Genomic DNA, 19894 nt, shown 5'->3' on the forward strand with positions numbered 1-19894 from the left:
AAACCTATTTCAAATTTAATTTTGTTATTGAAGAAATACAATCACAAATAGACGTTATAAGTAAGTCATCATCAGATAACAAACTGAGAATCTCGGAATCACCTTCTTTAGAAATTATATCATCCAGAAAAAAATTAGCATTCACGAATGAACAAGAATTATAATTAAATATATACTTTTCGCTCTTAATTTCAAAATCTTGAGATGTTATAACAGGTTTAAGATAGCGGATATATTCATAAAGTTTAAGAGGTGAACCATCATGAGATTTAGATACAATATAAGGTAAAAGTCCAACTTTGAATGTATTAATTAAAAATGGTATCTCCGAAAAGCTAAACTCACCCATTAACGTTACATTATCAAAACTACTGAGCTGCTTTGAAATAGCGGTATCTAGAACAGCACCATATAAAACAACAGAGTATTCTTTTGGCAACCGCTCAATAAAACTAATATCAAACTTATCTGTTACAAATCCTATAAAACCGAAATCATACTTCTGTACACAGTTGTTAACTAATCGATTTCCATCACTCATGGCACTATCAATTCTACACCTATAAGAGCCATCAAAATCAAACAGCTTATTAGATACAACTTTATAAGAAAATGGCAAATCAACATTTGAATACAAATTAGCTAAACAATCATTGCTAACAGCAGTAACAAAATCAGCATTATTGAAAACAAATTGATATTTCATATTAACTAATAACTTTTGTTCTGCAGTAAATCTATTGTGCTTCATAAAGTTATCAATGAAATCATACCAGTAAATCCACCCATCTAAAGACCTTTCATCTGGGCTACCTATTGGTAGAAAATCTAAAAAAACATTACAACGGTCATCTTTATGTAAAATCTTTAATTGAAGATCTAAAAAGCCTGGATAAACCTTATGAAACCAACCTCTTTTCTTTAATGGGCCGACTAAATCATAAGATGTATAGTCAACGGTCTCTATGTCACCATAGTTAACTTTCTTTTTAGGAAACTTTTTGAATATCAATCGTTCATAAATCGAAACAGGCTTGTTTAGAATTGTAATTTCAACATCTTTAATCTTTGACAATTCGAATAAAAACTGCAAATCCCTAACTGCTGCACCATAAACATCATAGAAATAACTATCTCGATAAAGGGCTACAACAAGATTAATTTTCAAAATTATTCCTCTTTACCATTTCACACTTAAACATTTTAAAACCAGAATAAATAGCGCTGTTAAACAAAAATATTCTTTTAAAGTCCAAGTAAAAAAGAAATTGTAAAATAAATATAGGATAGAATACAATCATATTGACAAAAAACAAAAATTTTGAATTGCTATTTTTTAGCGAGAAAAAAACTTGATTTCTAACCGAATAATATAACTGCAACTTATTCGCCTTAAAATATCGATTTTGAAACAATGAATATTTTTTTGAATTTTTTTCAACCAAATGAAAACTACGTTCCAAATCATGGATTAAGGAAACTTCGGTATACAATATCTTAAAATTTTTCTGCATTACCAACCTAAAGGTGTAATCATAATCATCTGCATACAAGTAAAAAGAATCGTTAGGCAATATATTACTTTCTAAAGATGAGCGAGACAATAATAGTCCGCCATAAGGAGCAGCTAACAAATCACCATCATAAGACAAATCCTCATATGTACCACCAAAAACACTTCGGCCTAAGAAATTATTAACAGCCCCCAGTAATAAGCTTGGCTTAGATTCGTAATATGATTTATATGGTAAAACTCTATCTGGACGGTGAAAATAATATAATACATTATCTGAAAAAGTTAAGCCTCTCGCCTTATCAACAAAATCGGGCTCTAAAGCATTATCATCATCCAAAAGTAAAACTAAATCTGAAGAATCATTATCTGCAATATATTTGATCAGACGTTTATATCCACCTGCGGAACCAAGATTACGTTCACTCTCTAATATTTTAATTCTTTTACCTTCACACCATTTATGTAAGGAATTTAGAACTTCAATCTCTAACCCATTAGCAAATATATATATATTTTCAAAATCTTGAACTAAAACATTCTCTAAGGAAATAAATAAATAATTTAACCTATTACCATATGTCAAAAATGAAACTGAAAATGTTTTTTCTTTCAAAACAATACCTATGATAGTTAAAAATTAAAACAAACCAATTAATATACTTTAACTTAAAAAGTGAACTAGCAAAATATTTAATAAATATTAGAACAGACATTAAACCAATAAGCAATAATTTTCATATCTTAAGATATTTTAACTCTCTAAAAGATATAACAACATATAATTCAGAAAGGAGATACCAATTAAAATAAAACTAAAAATTTTTAATTTTTGTTACTGGCGTCTGAATCGAAAATTTATAATCCACAACAAAATAATGACCGTAGACATAGTAATCAGCATAAAGATAATAACTGGTATCAGGAAATGCTCTAAATAAGCGTTCTCAATACCAGGTCACAGAGGCCATTCCCAACGTCGACATGCATAAACCCATCCATAGGGTTCCGCCGCGCCATCCCTGACGCAGAGGTCTATTTATCGAAATAACCTCATTCCTAGGTGAATCGCAATAAGGAACAGCTAGTTAGTCCAGTTACCTTTCTCACAGCCCTGAGCAAAGTGTTACCAGTAACCAACATCTTCATAATAAGATAGCAGGATACTTTTTTTAGCCTAAATTCTTTGCCGCATTACCGGAAGCCAAGATTGATACAATCAATATTACTACTTTGTTGGTTAGTATACGATAAAAAATCAGAACCATTCAAATTGTGAAATCTATCACATGACAGAAACTATTATTATCCAGCAACAATAATTAATTCAGGTCACCAATATATATGAGCAACCGGTAATAGTTATCGAGATAACCTAAGTCGGTTTCATTAGTTAAAAATCTCACCTTTGTCTGACTATACAGCTCTCTAATTTTCTGTTGAATCTATGTGATACTTCATTGCAGAACACAAAAAATTTAGAGAAATTTTTTAATACTATTTAAAACAATTGATAGTACATCTTCCTGTTTTGATGAGTAAGGATTACGAAAAATATTTTCAAAAACAACACCAAGATTAAAATATTTGGAAGAATTCGAATGAACTATATGTTTTCGTTGTGTAAGTAACCATAGCCATTGCCAATGCCATAGCATATAGCAAACACTGAGTTTTAACAGGACATTTTGTTCTTTCAGATAAGTATGCTATTAACAAAATCTGAAAAGGATATGCTAAGAACATAAATCTATAAGCATACTCGCTGAAAGATACTGCCGCGTATAGCAATAACAAAAGTGTACTTATGTAAAATAGCCTAATAAAGATATTATCTTCTTCAATATGTTGGACCATTTTAGAAAGATATAAAATGGTTACAGACAGCAACAATGAAACAACCATAAAATAGAGTTTCACATTTTCATCCATCAATTGCTTTTCAATTACCAAATATCGAACAAACTTACTGAAAACTGAATAACCTTTTGTGTAACTATCTAAAATAGCCAATAGTTGGCTGACATCCATAACTCGCCAAAACAAAAAAATGAAAAAAACTAATACATTTAACCTTACTAACAATTTATACTTTAGTTTAAAAGATGATATAAACTGTACAAAAAGCACGATAAGAATTGAATAATGAACAGAACTGGCAATTATCACACTAATCCTGTTTAATATATTAAAACGTAACGAAAAGGTAATACAAAAACATGCAATAGATAATGCCAACCCCCCTCGAATTCCATTAGTCAGCATATCTAATCCTGGCACAAACGATACATACATTGCCAAAGGCAATATTGCATTACGACAATTAAGCAATTTTATTGAAACATACATTAAAACCAACTGAAAAGCTGTTATGAGAAATATATATGCTTCATAACTATCAAATACCGTTGTGGCCAACGAAAAATAATAAAAGCCAGGTTCAAACTGTTGATAAAAGTCACTCGGCCTAACAAGCAGATTATTATAAAATTCGACGTATCCGTGTGTATCCACACCGGAAAACTCCCCCCTCAGGCCAAGGATTAAAGAAATTATGTATACAAAAAAAAACGATAACGCCGTAATCACACTTTTATTTTTATAAAAAAACAGTGATAAAATACAAAACAATATAACTACAGCAATCAATGACTAATGTCCTATTAATAATATTTTAGACCGAATATATATCGACATTAAAATATCTGTCAACCAAAGTACCGTTGTATCTCAGCTATGCATTGTTTAACAGCAATCGTACTTTGATCTGTATGCTCCCAAACTCTACCAAGAACTAAGTGTTTTGTCTCACTTGCTTGAGATAGTTCGCTTTTACTCAAGCCATATGCAATCCCATATTGATCTTCGACGTTTGGGTACCACTGTTCTTTTGTCACACCATTATCAGGGATAACAACAGATTCGCAACCACACAAAACGGCAAAAATTGAGTATGCGGTTAAAGTATCATAAGAAATAAATCGTTTAACAGACTTAAAAATCTTTGCAGTTTCAGCATGTGATAAACCGTCAATTAAAATAGAGTTTTTTAGGTCGTGCACTAGAGGTTTTCCACGTCCTTTTCGAATACAATATGCAGTGCCTGACCGTTGTTGGGCAACGTCAATTTGATTGTAATGCTCAAGAGGATAATGAATAACCTTTAGCTCTAACGGTGACATTGTCGACCCCTGAACGTGGAAATCATAAATCGCCGAGTTAAACTTAAAGTAAAGCTCACCAGGACCATATAATATATTTCCATTATGAAACCCAGGTTGATGTAGCAACCAACGTACTACATTTTTCGCTCCAAGAGGATTTCCTAACACCACCTCTGGATAAATGACAACCCAGTTATCGCTATCAATATCTTTAGGAATATTCTTAATGATTGGTGTACTCAAACTTTTATTTGTCTTAAATCCTCGACTTAAAATTTTTAAATAATTTTTTGTTACCCCATACAAACTAGAAAAAAAGGCATTGGAGTTAAGTAAATAATTATCTCTATAATGGAAAAGATAGGCTTCTTCGCCAAGTTCATTTAAAATATGGCAGAGCTTATGCAGAACTACGACGCCACCATTTATTTCATTAAATGATGGTGACATAACGATATATTTAAACTTCTTTTTTTTCATTTTTTATATTTCATGAATTTTTTAATGAAATTGGAATAAATCAGTAAAATTCCAACCAATGATAAAGCCATCATCATTGCTATTGCTAGCGCTTTCTCAACTCGGATATCTGATTTATAAATATGAGTCCATGAAATGGCTTCAAACGAAATACAATTAATCAAAATAATAGGCAGCAACAGACATGTAAAAAAATATCTTACTCGATAAAGATATTTTTTTATTAACCAAATAGAGTAAATAGTAAAAAACAGTGCATTTTGAAAAAGCCAAAACCATGCAGCGCCCTCTTCCTTAAATAAATAAGCAATTCCAGCTGAACAAGGTATAGCAAATGCGCCGAATGTTACATACCGTTGACTATACTGTTTTATTTCATTCTTTGAATAGCTAATAAGGAATGCGAAATTGGTAAGTCCAGCAAAAAAATTTCCAGCAGCCAACAATGCTAAATAGTTATGGGCCGAGGTGGATGCTTCTAATTCTCCTGTCCAAACATACAATAACTGCTGTCCAGAAAGCCAAAATAGCATAGTTATAGATAAAAAGATGACTACATAGGAATAAAAGGCTAACGTTAACAGACGAGAGAAATCCGATTCTGAATTTTGTTGAACTAGTTTAGTAAGTCTAGGCATCAAAAGTTGGTTGAGAGGCACGCCAAGCGTCAGCATCGCACCAGAGGCTGTTACGGCCAACGTATAAATACCGAAATCGGCTAAACTAATTGTTGACGATAATGTTAGTTTATCAATCTGACTTAGAAGTACCCAAGTCAGCGACAACAGCCATAATACGCTGGAAAAGCGCACCAACTCTCTAAGTGATAGTTCTGAGGTTACTTTTGAGCTTGGTTCTAGTTTGGTATGTATTATGACTTTGTTCAAATATCTCACAGAACAGCTAAACAACAGAGCTAGCTCGAGCAACATAACGCCAAGTTGAAATTCAAAATACAGACTGACATCGTTTTCGATATAACTCAGTAGCAGTACTGCACCTGGATATCGCAACGTTGCCACGAGTAGGTTAATTGAGCTTATAGCTCTATGCTTCTCAAACCCGATGATAACGCTTCGACCCAATAATCCGACATATTTAACACAGATTATCACTATCATAAGCAATACACAGTAGTTAACGGTCGTTGTAGCTAGGTTAGATTTGAACCACCCAGAGAACAGCGCATTATGATACATCAGCAACGAAATTGTGATAATCAAAAAACATATGCTGGTTAATAACAGTTGCAGGTGTTTAAGATTTCGTCTGAACTGACTAAAACAGCATTGATTTTGCGAGCTGATGGCGGCCTGTCGAGACAAGCTACCACTTATGCCACCGTCAAGAATTTGTAATACCGTTTGAATAACTAAAAAGAAGCCAATCAGTCCAAAACCATCAGCCCCCACTAAACTCAATAGAAAGGGTGTAAAAAGAATAGTGATCACCACTGAATAAATTTGTACACCGTAAACGGAGAGCAGATTTTTAATCATTATAACTATTTAGCATCAAAAAAATTAACAATACTTTTGATGATATGGTCCGACTCGGCACTAGATAAACCATAAAAAAGTGGTAACCTCACCAACCGCTCACTCTCTTTGGTAGTATGTACATCTTTACCGCAAAATTCACCGTAGGTTAAACCCGCACTAGATGAGTGCAGTGGGATGTAATGGAACACAGCCATAACTCCCTGCTCAGCAAGATATGAAATAAACGCCTGTCTTTCATCGAGATCCTTAACCTTAATGTAGAACATATGGCCGTTATGAGAACACCCCACAGGAATCTCTGGTAGTTCGATCGTCCCCCTGGACGCTAGATCAGCTAAACCCTGATTGTATCTTTCCCACGATGACAATCTATCAGCCAGAATAATATCAGAAAACTCTAATTGTCCCCAGAGATAGGCGGCTTGAAGGTCACAAGGCAAATAGCTGCTTCCAAGATCTACCCATGAGTATTTATCCACAGCGCCTCGGAAAAACTTACTTCTGTTGGTTCCTTTCTCACGGATAATTTCTGCGCGCTCAATAAAACTATCATCATTGATTATTAGCAGACCACCTTCTCCTCCACTGGTGTAATTCTTGGTTTCATGGAAGCTAAGTGCAGCAAGATGGCCAAAAGTTCCGAGTGGCTTCCCTTCAAAACTCGACATCATGGCTTGGGCAGCATCTTCAATCACAAACAAGTTATGCCTATTAGCGATATCCATAATCTTATGCATATCGCAACACATTCCTGCATAGTGAACCGGTACGATGGCTTTCGTTTTTTGAGTGATCGCTTTTTCAACCAATTCTTCATCAATGTTCATAGAGCCGGGAATTACATCAACAAAGACGATTTTGGCACCACGAAGCACAAATGCGTTAGCTGTACTTACAAAGGTGAAAGACGGCATTATTATCTCATCACCAGGTTGTACGTCTATGAGAATCGCTGCCATTTCCAATGCTTGAGTACAGTTTGGCGTTAACAGAGCTTTGGCGCAATTCAGTTTTCTTTCAAACCAAGTGTGGCACTTTTTAGAGTAAAATCCATCACCCGAAAATTTTTGGCTAGACATAGCATCCAGCACGTATTTCTCTTCGTTCTTAGTAAAAGGAGGTTTATTAAATGGAATCATTTGGGTAGTCTCAAAAATTGCTGCTCTAGCTCTAATAAGTTCTTTTGACGCTCTTTAACTCTTCTCGCGGGAGTACCGAGGTATATTCCCCAAGGGGCTGTGCTCTTGTTTACCAGAGTCATAGCTCCCACTGAACATCCCTCAGCCAATTCTACTCCAGGCATAATTACACTATTAGTACCCACAATACAGTGTCTGTGAATTGTTACACTCGCGAAAATTTCATTCTTAAATTGTTTGGGAACTAATGAATTAACCATAGTAGCCCCAGAATAGTCATCTGACTGTGAGAAGACCTTGACACCATATGCCAATGTTGCAAAGTCGTGCAGTGTTACTCCTGGCTTACCTCCGGCAATCAGACACATAGGAGTAACATGTACATATTTTCCAATAGTGACGCTGCCGGAGATAATACAAAAATCGTCAATTCTTGAATTATCATCAAGAGAAATTTGGTCGGTATTATAAATACACGCCATCTTACTTATTTTGACGTTTTTTCCTACATACTTTAAGCCAAGCCCTAACACTTCTTCCTCGGAGTAATAAGCCATATGAATTCCATGATATTAGTTATTTTTAACTAGACCTTGAAAGTCGTAAATATACTTATCTTTAAAACGCTCAATATCTTTAAGGAACTCTTTATGCCCTACAGCCAAGAATCCCACATCGAAGTCATTATCAATATGCTGCTTTATATCGATCCCATATTCAGACTTAACTTCATTAAGCGATGCCCAAGGGTCATAGATAGTTACTCCAAACCCTAAATCCACTAAAGAATTATACAGATCAAAAACCTTTGTATTTCTAATATCCGGACAGTCAGCTTTAAAAGTGAACCCAAATATAGCAACACGACACTCTAAAGGATTTATCTTGCGTTTAATGAGACTAGTCAAAAAATCCTTGGCTAAATAATCACTCATACCGTCGTTGATTTCACGGGCATGACGGATCAAATCCGGGATATAACCTACAGACTGAGATTTGTGAAGTAGATAATATGGATCAACGCCAATGCAATGTCCACCAACTAACCCTGGGCTTAATTTCATAAAGTTCCATTTTGTACTGGCCGCTTCGATAACCTCACGTGTATTAATATTTAAGCGATTAAAAATATGATGCAATTCATTTATTAAAGCAATGTTGACATCACGCTGAGTATTTTCAATAACTTTAGATGCTTCAGCAACTTTTATGGAAGAAGCTTTATGTGTCCCTGCTGTAATAATAGTGTTATACAATTTATCAACAAAGTCAGCCACTTCCGGTGTTGAACCACTAGTTACTTTCAGAATATTAGTAACGCGATGAACCTTATCGCCTGGATTAATTCTTTCAGGGGAATAGCCTGCAAAAAAATCTTTATTAAATTTTAACCCAGATTCTTTTTCGACTACGGGAATACACTCCTCCTCTGTAGCACCTGGATACACAGTAGATTCATAGATAACAATATCCCCAAGGGAAACAACTTTCCCTAACAGTTCTGAAGCTTTAATCAAAGGAGTTAAATCGGGCTTTTTATGTTGGTCAACCGGTGTAGGTACTGTTACAATAAAAATATTACACTCTCTAAGAACATCAAGAGATGTAGTGTAAACTAGATGAATTGCTTCTTTTAATTCACTCTCAGAACATTCTAAGGTATTATCGATTCCCTTACTCAGCTCATCGATACGTTTTTGGTTAATATCAAAGCCAATGGTACGGCGTTGCTTACCAAACTCAACTGCTAATGGTAACCCCACGTATCCTAAACCAATAATTCCCACTTTTGCATTTTCAAGAATAAACATCGTATTAAACTACCTTCAAATAATAAAATTTCCACTTTCTCATCTAAAATTTTTAGTTACTTCAAACAGATTTTTGCCATTTTGAGACGCAGAAAAATCACTAACTTACTGTAATTAATTGCTAAGAAGGCCCTTCCACAATAGGTCTCTTTTTCTCTTAATTTATTAATTAGCCTGGTTTTCTAAACCAACTCAAGACTTGCCAGATGTGTGTCAATATCCATGAATAAGACAGGAACATGGCCATAAAACACGTGAACATAATCCACTCGGGGACAGTGTATATTTCTGATAGGCAGCCGATAATCGCTAAACTTGAGCCCATGAGAGAAATAATTGCAAGTGTTTGTCGGCGATTAAAACCTGCACGTTCGAAGATATGGTGTAAATGATTGCGATCGGGCTGAAATGGCGACACACCTTTACGGATACGGCGATACATTATAGATGTCATATCCATCAGCGGAATAGCAATTAAATATAAAGCGGTAACGGGCCTGAAGGCTTTAACACTGCTGTCAGTCCCTATCACCAGCAACCACACGACGGTTAAACCGATGAGCATACTGCCCGCATCGCCCATAAATATTTTGCCAAAGTTCTTTGGCCAGCTTAGATTAAACATTAGATAGGCCATAATAGATGCAATAAATAGAACCGGCAGTAAGTACCAATCGTTATTCACTCGGCTTAGTAAAAATGCCAAAGCAGCAAAGGTAATTAAACTTAGCATTCCAGCCAATCCATCAATACCATCCACCATATTAAAAGCATTGATGGCGCCTATTACCGCAACAATGGTGATTATCGTACCCACAGCGCCCAGATACACTTCAAAACCAAGAATAAATCCCAAACTATGTAGGTAGTAACCCGCACCAAAAATCATCATGGATGCCACAATGACTTGCGATGCTAACCTCAATCTGACCGATAAATCGTACTTATCATCAAGCACGCCCAAGAACAGTAGCATTGCCGCAGATACAAAATAAATATTAAGCGTTTGACTATCTTTGATAAAAAACATCGACGCCATCAATACGCCGATATAAATACAAATTCCCCCCACCAATGGGATAGCCCCATTGTGTAGTTTTCGCTCATTGGGTAGATCCACCAAACCCGCTTTTACCGCGATAGGCCGAATAATCTTCACCGCGAAAAAAGAGATCAAAAAGCTTGATATCAAGGGAATTACATAGTCCATTTCAATGTCCTTTTTGAATACTTCATGACTTTATAACTGAAATCTCAGTTTCCTTTTTTAACAAAATATCTTACTAATACGATAAAGACTGCCAGCATGCCTCCCAGTAGGGTTCCCAGCACACAAATCAACGCTCTCTTTGGTTTAAATTTATCTTCCGGTACCAACGCCGGATCAATTGTTTTAAAAATATACTCGTCACGCACTTCAGCAAACATAATGGTTTTAGCTTGTTCTTCCACTAGCTTATAAAGCACAGATTTGATGTCAGCTACATTGGTTTGTTCTATCTGTTTTTCCAAATATTCAGTACTACGCTTTGCTTCGGTAACATCTCGCTGTTTCATTACCTGATTGATATCGGTCACCAACCAGTCGACCCATTGTTTAGCAATATAAGGCGACTTATGTTCAATAGAGACTTTGACGAACCCTGTTTCTTTATCTTTGGTCACCGAAAAAATTTTCGAAAACCTTTTATATGCCTCTTGCATTGACGGTTTAATTTGCTTTGGTGGTTTTACTTTGCGCACCCACTTTTTGCTGGCCTCGTCATACACCTTAGGGTTATAAGAAATTTTATTTGTTTTGAAATCCCATTTATCCACTGCCATCAAGTCTGGCAGGATTTGGTGTTTTTCAATAAAGTCAGAGGTGAACTTGCGTGACTCCATAACTTCTATTGCGAGTTCAGTTTTATCTGTACCACCGCGTTTTCCCAAATTAATGCCAGCCAAACTTGCTAGACCACCAAACTGGTTTGCCAAAGCAGCCAAACCGCCGCTTCCTTGAGCTTCATCTGCCGGAGCGAGTAATACTTCTGACTTATAGATATTTGGCATCCACAATGCCAAAGCAACCGCTCCTATAGCAAACAATAGTGTGATAGCGATAATGAGCTTCTTCCCGGCCCAAATGACGCTAAAGAGCTCTCTCAAGTCAATTTCGTCATTTGCTGCGAAATGCTGCTGTTGGACAAATTCAGCGTCCTGCGGATTAGAAATAGTATTTGACATAGAAATTCAGTGTTAAACCGTAGCTACGAGTTATAGGTAAAAAGCTAAGCGATAGCGCATCAGCTATTTTGTATGAATTGACACATAAGCACCAAACTGATGCGTAAACAGACGACACACACTTTAAAATGAATAACTGATTGCTTAATGCCGCATGCTAATTGCTATGCACACGGCATTAAGCGGAATAATTTACAATGTCGCAATTGCAGCAAGTGCAACCGCCGAGTTATAGAAGATTGAAGTTACCTGGGACCACAAGGTCAGACTATCTTTGTATTCGGTATCAAGCGGCACTACGATGGTGTCACCAGCAGCAAGATTATCCTCACTGGAGAACCAGAATGAGTTGTGCGGCATCATAACCGAACCATCAGCTTTGATGACATAGATGCGTTCAGTATCAGCACGTTTTCTGGTGCCTCCCGCCATCTCTATATACTGATTTAATGTCAGGCCACTTTTAAATCTGTGAGTAGAAGGATGCTGTACTTCCCCCATCACTGAAATGGTTTGTTTTTTCGCTGGTACATACAACACATCTTTATTTTCAAGTTGTAAATCGGCCTGTGTTATTCCTAAAGATATTGCTGGTAAGTCAATAACTAAACGCCCAACGGCTTTAATGTTTTCTAAATCCGCCAACATTTTTTGAGCATCATCATAATTCACCACAGTACCTTCTTTGGAAATGCCCCGAGTGGCGATATCTCGGCGCATTTGATCAGCCAGTTGTTTGATTTCAATCTTTTCCTGCCTTTTTATGGAATCACGCACAAATACAGCTGAAGGCAGATAGGCGTTATCAGTAAAGCCGCCAGCTCTGGCTAACACTTGCTCTAAAGTTTCCCCACGCCGAATACTGTAGACGCCTGGGAACTTAACCTCGCCGCGAATTTCTACTACCTGCGTATCCTGCCATTCCGGGGTTTTCATCACGGTTAACACATCGCGAGGTAACAAGCCTATATTAGCACCTGCCTGCAGTTTTATGGCTTGCTCAATATTCACATTGATATGTGTAATAGCGGAAGAATTAGCATCAGTAACCGTACGCGTTAATTCTGCCCTTTGAGTGTAAGCACCTTCTTTAAGGCCCCCTGCCGCAGCGATAAGATCACTAACATTTGCGTTTTCGGCCAGAGGGTAAATTCCGTCATAACGCACCTGGCCGTTAACGGCAACCACTTTAGCCTCCTCGCCAGCGCGGCTTTGCGATTTGAGTTTGGCGATAATTGGATAAAGCAGTTCTTGGCGGTTAAATTCAGCGCTTAGCTTGATTAATCCCCTATCGTTAAACAACTGTGACAGCATTTTTTCAACTTCATTTGACACCAAAGTTGGTTCATCCGTGGCGTCATCGCCATTGATAACAACACCAGCCAATTGAGTCCTTTGCATTACCTTCGCTTGTTCAAGTTGCGCAAAACCGGACTGGAATAAGTCAGCATTGACCAAATTGCTATTGTTCTTTGAACCTTCATTCAAGGAAACATTAACAACAGCAGAAAGTTCCTTATTAAGCTTTTGCAGCTTATAGATACGCTCTTTCACCAGTCGATTCAGCTGATAGCGGCTGCGGCTGTTATCAGACGCGTTAAAAATGACAATTTTATCTTTAGGTTGTAGTAGCAAGTTGTCGTTAGAATCAGGGTGAGTGACCGCTTTAGCTGGTGAGAATTGCAGCACACTGATATCACCCACGGCATTAATCTGACGCACTACCAGGGCATAATTTAGGTCAGCACCTGGCAATAAATCGCCATTAATGGTTGGTAAAAGATTGCTAACTTTTTGCCCTTTGACCCACTGATAAATACCGGGCCTTACAGTCGCGCCTAGCAGTGTAACAGCGTTATCGTATTCTGATGATGCCCCCTTAACCCTTAAGTAATCACCATCTTTGGCGACTATTTTTTGGCCTGTAACAGTGGTTAGGTCAACACTGATGACGGTTTTGAGCCCATTACTGTTATAACGCTCAACAGTACTGCTTTTAGGATAAGCCCCCGGCTTTAATCCCGCCGCCATTTTCACAACATCCCCAAAGGTCTCGTTGGGTCTCAGTTCGTATATGGCAGGTCGTTGTACATCACCGGATACACTGACTGTAGGCCCAGAGGCAGGAATAAATACTACGTCACCAGAACGAAGGGGAAGATCTTTGGATGAGTCACCGTCAAGCAACAACTTATATAAGTCAAATGTTGCGACAACTTTCCCTTGACGTTTCAACTGAATATTGCGTAAAGAACCGATATCACTAACACCGCCTGACACAAACAGTGCTTGCGTGATAGTAGACAGACTAGACACTGTGTATGAGCCTGGCTTGTAAGCATCACCCGCAATAAAAACCCTGATAGAACGCAGTTCGCCCATCGTGATATTGCTATCCACGCCAATCATCTGCTGTTTAATTTGCTTGGACAATACATCTCTAAGTTCAGAGAAAGACAAACCACTGACATTGATAGGCCCCAGTCCTGGAAACTGCAGCACGCCGTCTCTGGTCACCGTCAGGTCATATTGCTCATTGTCCTTTCCGTACAATTGCACTTTCACGGTGTCACCGGGGCCGACCATGTAATTTGTTGGCACGGGAACGTCAGATACCGGAGCAAACGTGGTGGGCGACCCAGCAAACATGTAATAACCAAACCGTTTCAAAGGTTGATTCTGATCGTCTTTCAGGAAACTCAGATCGTCATTTTGTTTTGTATTTTTTTGCTCGTTCTGCTGGTCATTTCGAGGTTGAACAACATCGACATTATAGCTATCACGGTTCTCAGAAGAATACGGATTCTTAGAAGTGAATTGTGATGGGTCAATACCATATTGCTGCGCCAGGCGTATTTGCTCTGATTTAGGGAGATTTTTGAACTGCTCAATCATCTGCGGCGAAATGGTTATCGCCTCAACTTGAGTGACTCCGAAGGTCACCAGTGCTGCCAGCGCGAATATTATCTTTCTTTTCATAAGTAACACGCAATATTCTCCATAAACCCAATAATGTGCACGCAAGCACATATAATTGCATCTTCATTGATTAACATATGAGCGCCAAAATAATGACACCAGCAGTTATTTTGGCCAAACTGATTGTGAGACTTTACTCATCCGTATGGTTAATAGAGCACTTCAGCTTCGCTAGTTTTATGAAATTATTTATAAAACTGCTTTTCAGGCACGCTACCGCCCATGGATTATGGCTTCCAAATTGCCCCGTTTTTACATTTTCTATGGTAATCCCTTGTATTTCTAAACAATTAAAAAATACAAGCAATGCCGATTCTACTGCATCGAATAGGGCAAGTCAGTTCAAATCTGCCCTAAACTATGCCATATACGAATTTTGTTTAAAAAATGATAAAAACCTCTTTCGATGTGAAGCAAACACATCAAAACCCTAGCAAACACTGTACAATTGGTTATTACCTGGAGAGATAAATATCATTTGTCGTCAGCAAACATTCAAACTAACAAAATCAGGCACATATATTAGTCACCACTGAATCTTCATCGACGACAAGCGACTGCATTCTACCTAAAAAGCTGAACAATATTCGGCAACGAGTATCACCACATTGTTCCTGAAAAATGCCTTCCAACTCTGCGAATGGCCCGCCTGTAAAACGGACCTTATCGCCTTTTACAAGAGCTTTAGGTGCTAATACAGGTTCGGTAATTTCTCTGCGTTTGAGACGAGTTATCAATAAATCATCGATGGGGGTCATATGTTCACGGCAGTCGACCAAACGGGCAACGCCACGGGTAGCATGTAGCTGGCGGACACTGGTATGTTCAGGATCAAATCTAACGAAGAGATAATTGGGAAACAGTGGTTGTTTCCTGATAACTGCTTGGCCTTTTTCCTTTTTTTCCAACCGCAACATTGGCAGGTAGGTTTCTAACTGCTGCATTGTAAGATGCTGTTGTGCCCGCAATTCACTTCGGGGTTTACAGTACAATAGGTACCAGGCCTTCATGCTGAGTCTCTACTTCTTTGTTGGGTGACGTCCTATCACGGTGGTGAATCATAGCAAAGTTGTCTCACAGATTAAAAGCTAATTTCCATGATAACGTGTTGTGAAACATAATAACTTTTTAACATTTCTATGATGATTCATCTTAGGTTCCACTAGCTGAATCATTGCTGAACCATTGACCCGCCATATTGTTATAATGTATACAATTTTAAGATACTAACATTAACTATATGTAATTGATTGTAAAGATTGCATATTGATTTTAGTAATCGCTAACTAAACAGATTGCCATTTCCTATGCTATTCAACAGAATTTATGATAGACATTGCTGGCATCAGACTTTTTAACAATTTGCTGTGAATTTTGCAGCTATTTGCTTAGGGTGGAAGACCATATGAAAGCAGCGACACCAGGGAAAACCTTTTTCGGTCACCCACAAGGCCTGTTCCTGTTGTTCTCAACTGAGCTCTGGGAACGCTTCAGTTATTACGCCATGCGGGCAATTTTGGTGTTGTATTTAGTGGATAAAGTCCGCAGTGAGGGCGGCTATGGTCTTGGCTGGCAGCAAGATGAGGCCTTGCGGCTATATGCCACCTTCACGGGATTGTTTTATCTCACGCCACTTCTGGGTGGCTGGTTAGCAGATAATTTCTTGGGACAACGTAAGGCCATATACATCGGCGGAGCGTTGATGGCGGCGGGTCAGTTTGCGCTGGGGATGCCTCATAATTGGTTACCCGGAAATGAAACCATCTTATTTTACGCGGGGTTGACCGGCTTAGTGCTTGGCAATGGCCTGTTCAAACCTAATATTTCAACCATGGTTGGCGATCTCTATCAGGACGGCGATCACCGTCGCGATAGTGCTTTTACCATTTTTTATATGGGGATCAATCTGGGCGCCTTTCTTTCAGCTATCGTTGTGGGCTCCGTGGTGCGTTACTTTGATGGGAATTATCAGGCTGGTTTCGTGTGTGCCGGTGCCGGTATGTTGATTTCGCTGCTGCTACAATATCTGTTTGCACACCAATTACTGGGAGACATAGGCACAATTCCGTCCGCCAGATTGGATAAGCTCAAGCAAGGGAAGCAAGATAGTGAGGGAAAAACACCGCTAACGCAGCAAGAGCGTGATCGTATCAAAGTGATTTTGATTATGGGCATTTTTACCGCGATTTTCTGGGCGGGCTTTGAGCAAGCTGGAGGACTTTTCAATCTTTTTGCTCACAATTTTACCGATCGCATGATTGGCGACTGGGAAGTGCCAACGGAATGGTTTCAGTCACTTAATTCTCTGTTTATTTTTATTTTTGCTCCGATTGTGGCATCGCTCTGGATCCGCTGCGGTGAGCGGGAACCGAACTCGCCGGTAAAATTCGCCATGGCATTGGCATTTCTCGCTATAGGCTTTTTGTTCATGATTGCCGCGGTGCTACAAGTTGATGAAACTACTTCTGCTAAAGCCAGTATGTTGTGGCTAGTGGCAGCCTATTTCTTTCATACATTAGGGGAACTCAGCTTGTCCCCCATCGGCTTATCCATGGTCACCAAATTAGCACCACTCCGGCTTATCTCGCTCATGATGGGCAGTTGGTTTGTATTTACCTTTATTGGCAACTACGCCGCCGGAATGGTCGGTTCACTGATAGGCAACAGTGAAGATCAAAACCTACAACTCAACAACGTATTAGCCATCTTTGCGGGTATTGCCATCACGTCGGTGATTGCTGGGATCATTTTGTACTTTATGGCTGATAAGCTGGTTGACTGGATGCATGGGGCTGAAACCAAATTACACACTCGCCGAGAGGAAGAACTGTTGGAACAGGAAATGGCGGTGACAGCCGCCCATGAGGCGATAAAACGTTAATTTTTCGGTGGTAAGGGGTCAACAGGCCCCGTTATCCAACCATCAACTGACCGTCATTTGCACAAAACCGCCTTCTGCAGCATCCGGAGTATACACCAATCCCTGAAACTCGTTCGCCATCAGCATATGTTGGTGTTTGGGAATAGCGGTCACCAGACACAAGGTGTCATTATCAGCCAATTGTCGTGATTGCTTAGACGGCTGTCCCCAGGCAAAAAGCCCCATTTGCATGCTATCAGCAAGCGCCAAACGGGTGAGTTGTTCGCCATGTCGCAGATAACATCTGAGTCCTCTGCCCGCTTGGGCAATCTGTAACTTCCTACTCGTCAAATGCAATGCCACGTAGATAATGTCGCAATACAAATCCAACCCGGCAGCGACCAGCCGTTCATTCAAATACTTAAGCATTAACTCTGGATTTATCACAATATCATCCAGATGGTTACTGCTGTCTTTTACCTTTTGATTTACAAAACTTTTCAGCAGAACACAGGCAAACGCAGCACGGTTATCTTCCGGATGGAAATGCGCCATATACATGATGAAATGCTCACTCCCCACCATGGCAGAGTCAATGAAGTAAGGACTTACTCGATTGTGGGTCAGTAAGGTGTAGTCAATATGAATTTTGGGATAATCGATGCTAGAGCTTGGAAACAGTTGTTGTTGCACACATTTGGCAGCCTCGGTGTTTTGCTCCAGCAACGCCAAATTTTCATGCAATTCCAGATAAGAGAGTTCGTCAATATTTTCATCCAGCGCCCCTTGCGATGCACCAACCGATGTCAAACACTGATTAATCGCAAATTCAACGGCGTGCAGGTCGCTCAAAGGCTTAACCAAGTAATCGCTGGCCCCAAGACGCAAGGCTTCGGTCACCAACGCCATACGTTGATTGCCGGAAAGGATGATAGAAGGGATTGTTGAACCACTTTTATAAATATTGCGCAACATGGTCAAACCGTCCATGTTTGGCATATTTAGGTCGGCCAGAATGATGTCAAAACGTTTTTTGACAAATAATTCCAGCCCCTTACGTCCATCTTCAGCTTCGGTGACCAAGGCCCCTCGAGTACGTAAGAATCTGGAAAGCATATCCCGGAATACCGGATCATCTTCCACCAATAAGATATTCAAAGCTTCAAGCGCCATATAAACTTCCCGGCAAGAACTGCTATGCTGGCACCATCATCAAAGATCTATTTGTCCGACAATCCGGTCTAATTAGATGATAGCTAAAGGCTACTCCAGCTCCTGCATATATTCGTCAAGCAACTCATCATCATCCTTTTTTGATGGAACTTTACCGTCGTACACCTTGTAATCCACATATTGGATATACGCATCCTTGACGAAGCTGTACGGGTCGAGTGCATTGTCTACCAAACGTTCCTGTTCAATTGCAGCAGCACGGGCGTTAAGGCTCTTAACTCCCCATTTAAGGACCTGCTGCCATAAAGTCAATTCTGACAAGGGGAAGTATAGTTCATCCACCCAGTCTGTTGTGATTTCACGCGTTACATAGGGGCCGGCAAACGGCGCCATAAAATATGGGCCATTAGGCACTCCGTAATAGCCTAGCACTTCGTTAAAATCATCCTGTTTTCGTGGCATTCCCATCATATCCGCCACATCAATCAATCCGAGAATACCTACGGTGCTGTTGACCACAAAGCGACCGCCAGCATTCAGCGCCCAGTGCCACTTCCCTTGCAGGGTATTGTTCACCAAGCTGTGGGGTTCATCCAAATTCTGCACAAAGTTATCAAGTCCAGTTTTTACTGGGTCAGGAACATAGTCCCGATAGCCGTGCGCCACAGGTCTAGCAACGTATTTATCGAGATAGTTGTAGTTAAAATTCCACATGGCCCGGTTAAACCCTTCCCAGGGATCCCGAGGGTCTTTGTAGGTGATGGAGACTTGTTTGTCAGCGCTCACCTGATTGTTATCGCCCTTAACCGCTTTATCTTCCGCCAGAGCGGTATAAGAAAATGTCAGAGCAAAAATTGCTAAAAGCCACGGATACTTCATGTCTTTCTCTTCTGGGATAGCATATTCAGAATATTAGTCGGGATTGACTAAAGGATGTAACTGTTCAGGCCGATACAGTGATAATAGTAGCGTGCAGTAAACGTCAAACGTCCATCCATTGACCTGTTTCCTTGGTTGTTAAGGATACTGCTCTGAAAAAATAGATCA

The 19894-nt window shown here is 39.1% G+C and carries 15 protein-coding genes; 1 reads left to right on the forward strand and 14 read right to left on the reverse strand.

Annotation, left to right across the window (positions count from 1 at the left end; genetic code table 11):
• Positions 1–4: 4 nt before the first annotated feature.
• The 12 genes from IE064_RS08570 to rfaH all read right to left on the reverse strand — a co-directional run bounded on the left by IE064_RS08570 (position 5) and on the right by rfaH (position 15824).
• A complete protein-coding gene (locus IE064_RS08570) occupies positions 5–1168 on the reverse strand; it encodes a glycosyltransferase family protein (RefSeq protein ID WP_189617475.1) in 1164 nt (387 codons plus the stop codon).
• Positions 1158–2129, reverse strand: a complete 972-nt coding sequence (locus tag IE064_RS08575; RefSeq protein ID WP_189617476.1) for a glycosyltransferase family protein — start codon at positions 2127–2129, stop codon at positions 1158–1160. Before IE064_RS08575 ends, IE064_RS08570 begins: the two co-directional genes overlap by 11 nt.
• Positions 2130–3091: 962 nt before the next feature.
• Positions 3092–4162: an EpsG family protein gene (locus tag IE064_RS08580; RefSeq protein WP_189617477.1), complete on the reverse strand. Its 1071-nt coding sequence runs from the start codon at positions 4160–4162 to the stop codon at positions 3092–3094.
• Between the two features lie 59 nt (positions 4163–4221).
• The gene (locus IE064_RS08585) at positions 4222–5157 is read right to left on the reverse strand and encodes a WavQ (RefSeq protein WP_189617478.1); all 936 of its coding nucleotides are present in this window, start codon (positions 5155–5157) and stop codon (positions 4222–4224) included.
• Positions 5154–6656 (reverse strand): lipopolysaccharide biosynthesis protein, encoded by a 1503-nt coding sequence (locus IE064_RS08590; RefSeq protein ID WP_189617479.1) that lies wholly within the window; start codon positions 6654–6656, stop codon positions 5154–5156. Before IE064_RS08590 ends, IE064_RS08585 begins: the two co-directional genes overlap by 4 nt.
• A 5-nt stretch (positions 6657–6661) precedes the next feature.
• Positions 6662–7798: a dTDP-4-amino-4,6-dideoxygalactose transaminase gene (gene rffA / locus IE064_RS08595; protein ID WP_189617480.1), complete on the reverse strand. Its 1137-nt coding sequence runs from the start codon at positions 7796–7798 to the stop codon at positions 6662–6664.
• Entirely contained in the window at positions 7795–8355 is a 561-nt protein-coding gene (locus tag IE064_RS08600) for an acyltransferase (RefSeq protein WP_189617481.1), read from the reverse strand. Before IE064_RS08600 ends, rffA begins: the two co-directional genes overlap by 4 nt.
• A 15-nt stretch (positions 8356–8370) precedes the next feature.
• The gene (locus tag IE064_RS08605) at positions 8371–9609 is read right to left on the reverse strand and encodes a nucleotide sugar dehydrogenase (protein ID WP_189617482.1); all 1239 of its coding nucleotides are present in this window, start codon (positions 9607–9609) and stop codon (positions 8371–8373) included.
• A 169-nt stretch (positions 9610–9778) separates the two neighbouring features.
• A complete protein-coding gene (gene wecA, locus IE064_RS08610; RefSeq protein ID WP_189617483.1) occupies positions 9779–10819 on the reverse strand; it encodes a UDP-N-acetylglucosamine--undecaprenyl-phosphate N-acetylglucosaminephosphotransferase in 1041 nt (346 codons plus the stop codon).
• A 44-nt stretch (positions 10820–10863) separates the two neighbouring features.
• Complete coding sequence (locus IE064_RS08615; RefSeq protein ID WP_189617484.1) at positions 10864–11835, reverse strand: Wzz/FepE/Etk N-terminal domain-containing protein; 972 nt, start codon at positions 11833–11835, stop codon at positions 10864–10866.
• 192 nt (positions 11836–12027) lie between these two features.
• Positions 12028–14814 carry an SLBB domain-containing protein gene (locus tag IE064_RS08620; RefSeq protein WP_189617485.1) on the reverse strand — a complete coding sequence of 929 codons (2787 nt, stop codon included), beginning with the start codon at positions 14812–14814 and terminating at the stop codon, positions 12028–12030.
• 509 nt (positions 14815–15323) lie between these two features.
• A complete protein-coding gene (gene rfaH / locus IE064_RS08625) occupies positions 15324–15824 on the reverse strand; it encodes a transcription/translation regulatory transformer protein RfaH (protein ID WP_189617486.1) in 501 nt (166 codons plus the stop codon).
• 395 nt (positions 15825–16219) lie between these two features.
• On the opposite strand from rfaH, the gene IE064_RS08630 reads away from it, so the two are divergent.
• Complete coding sequence (locus tag IE064_RS08630; protein ID WP_189617487.1) at positions 16220–17695, forward strand: peptide MFS transporter; 1476 nt, start codon at positions 16220–16222, stop codon at positions 17693–17695.
• Between the two features lie 42 nt (positions 17696–17737).
• Here the strand turns inward: IE064_RS08630 and IE064_RS08635 are convergent, their stop codons facing one another.
• On the reverse strand, positions 17738–18847 hold the full coding sequence (locus tag IE064_RS08635; RefSeq protein WP_189617488.1) for a response regulator: 1110 nt from the start codon (positions 18845–18847) through the stop codon (positions 17738–17740).
• 90 nt (positions 18848–18937) lie between these two features.
• A complete protein-coding gene (locus IE064_RS08640; protein ID WP_189617489.1) occupies positions 18938–19726 on the reverse strand; it encodes an MlaA family lipoprotein in 789 nt (262 codons plus the stop codon).
• Between the last annotated feature and the right edge of the window lie 168 nt (positions 19727–19894).

Origin of the sequence: Shewanella fodinae (genome assembly GCF_014651955.1) — a bacterium.
Taxonomy (GTDB): Bacteria; Pseudomonadota; Gammaproteobacteria; order Enterobacterales; family Shewanellaceae; genus Shewanella; species Shewanella fodinae.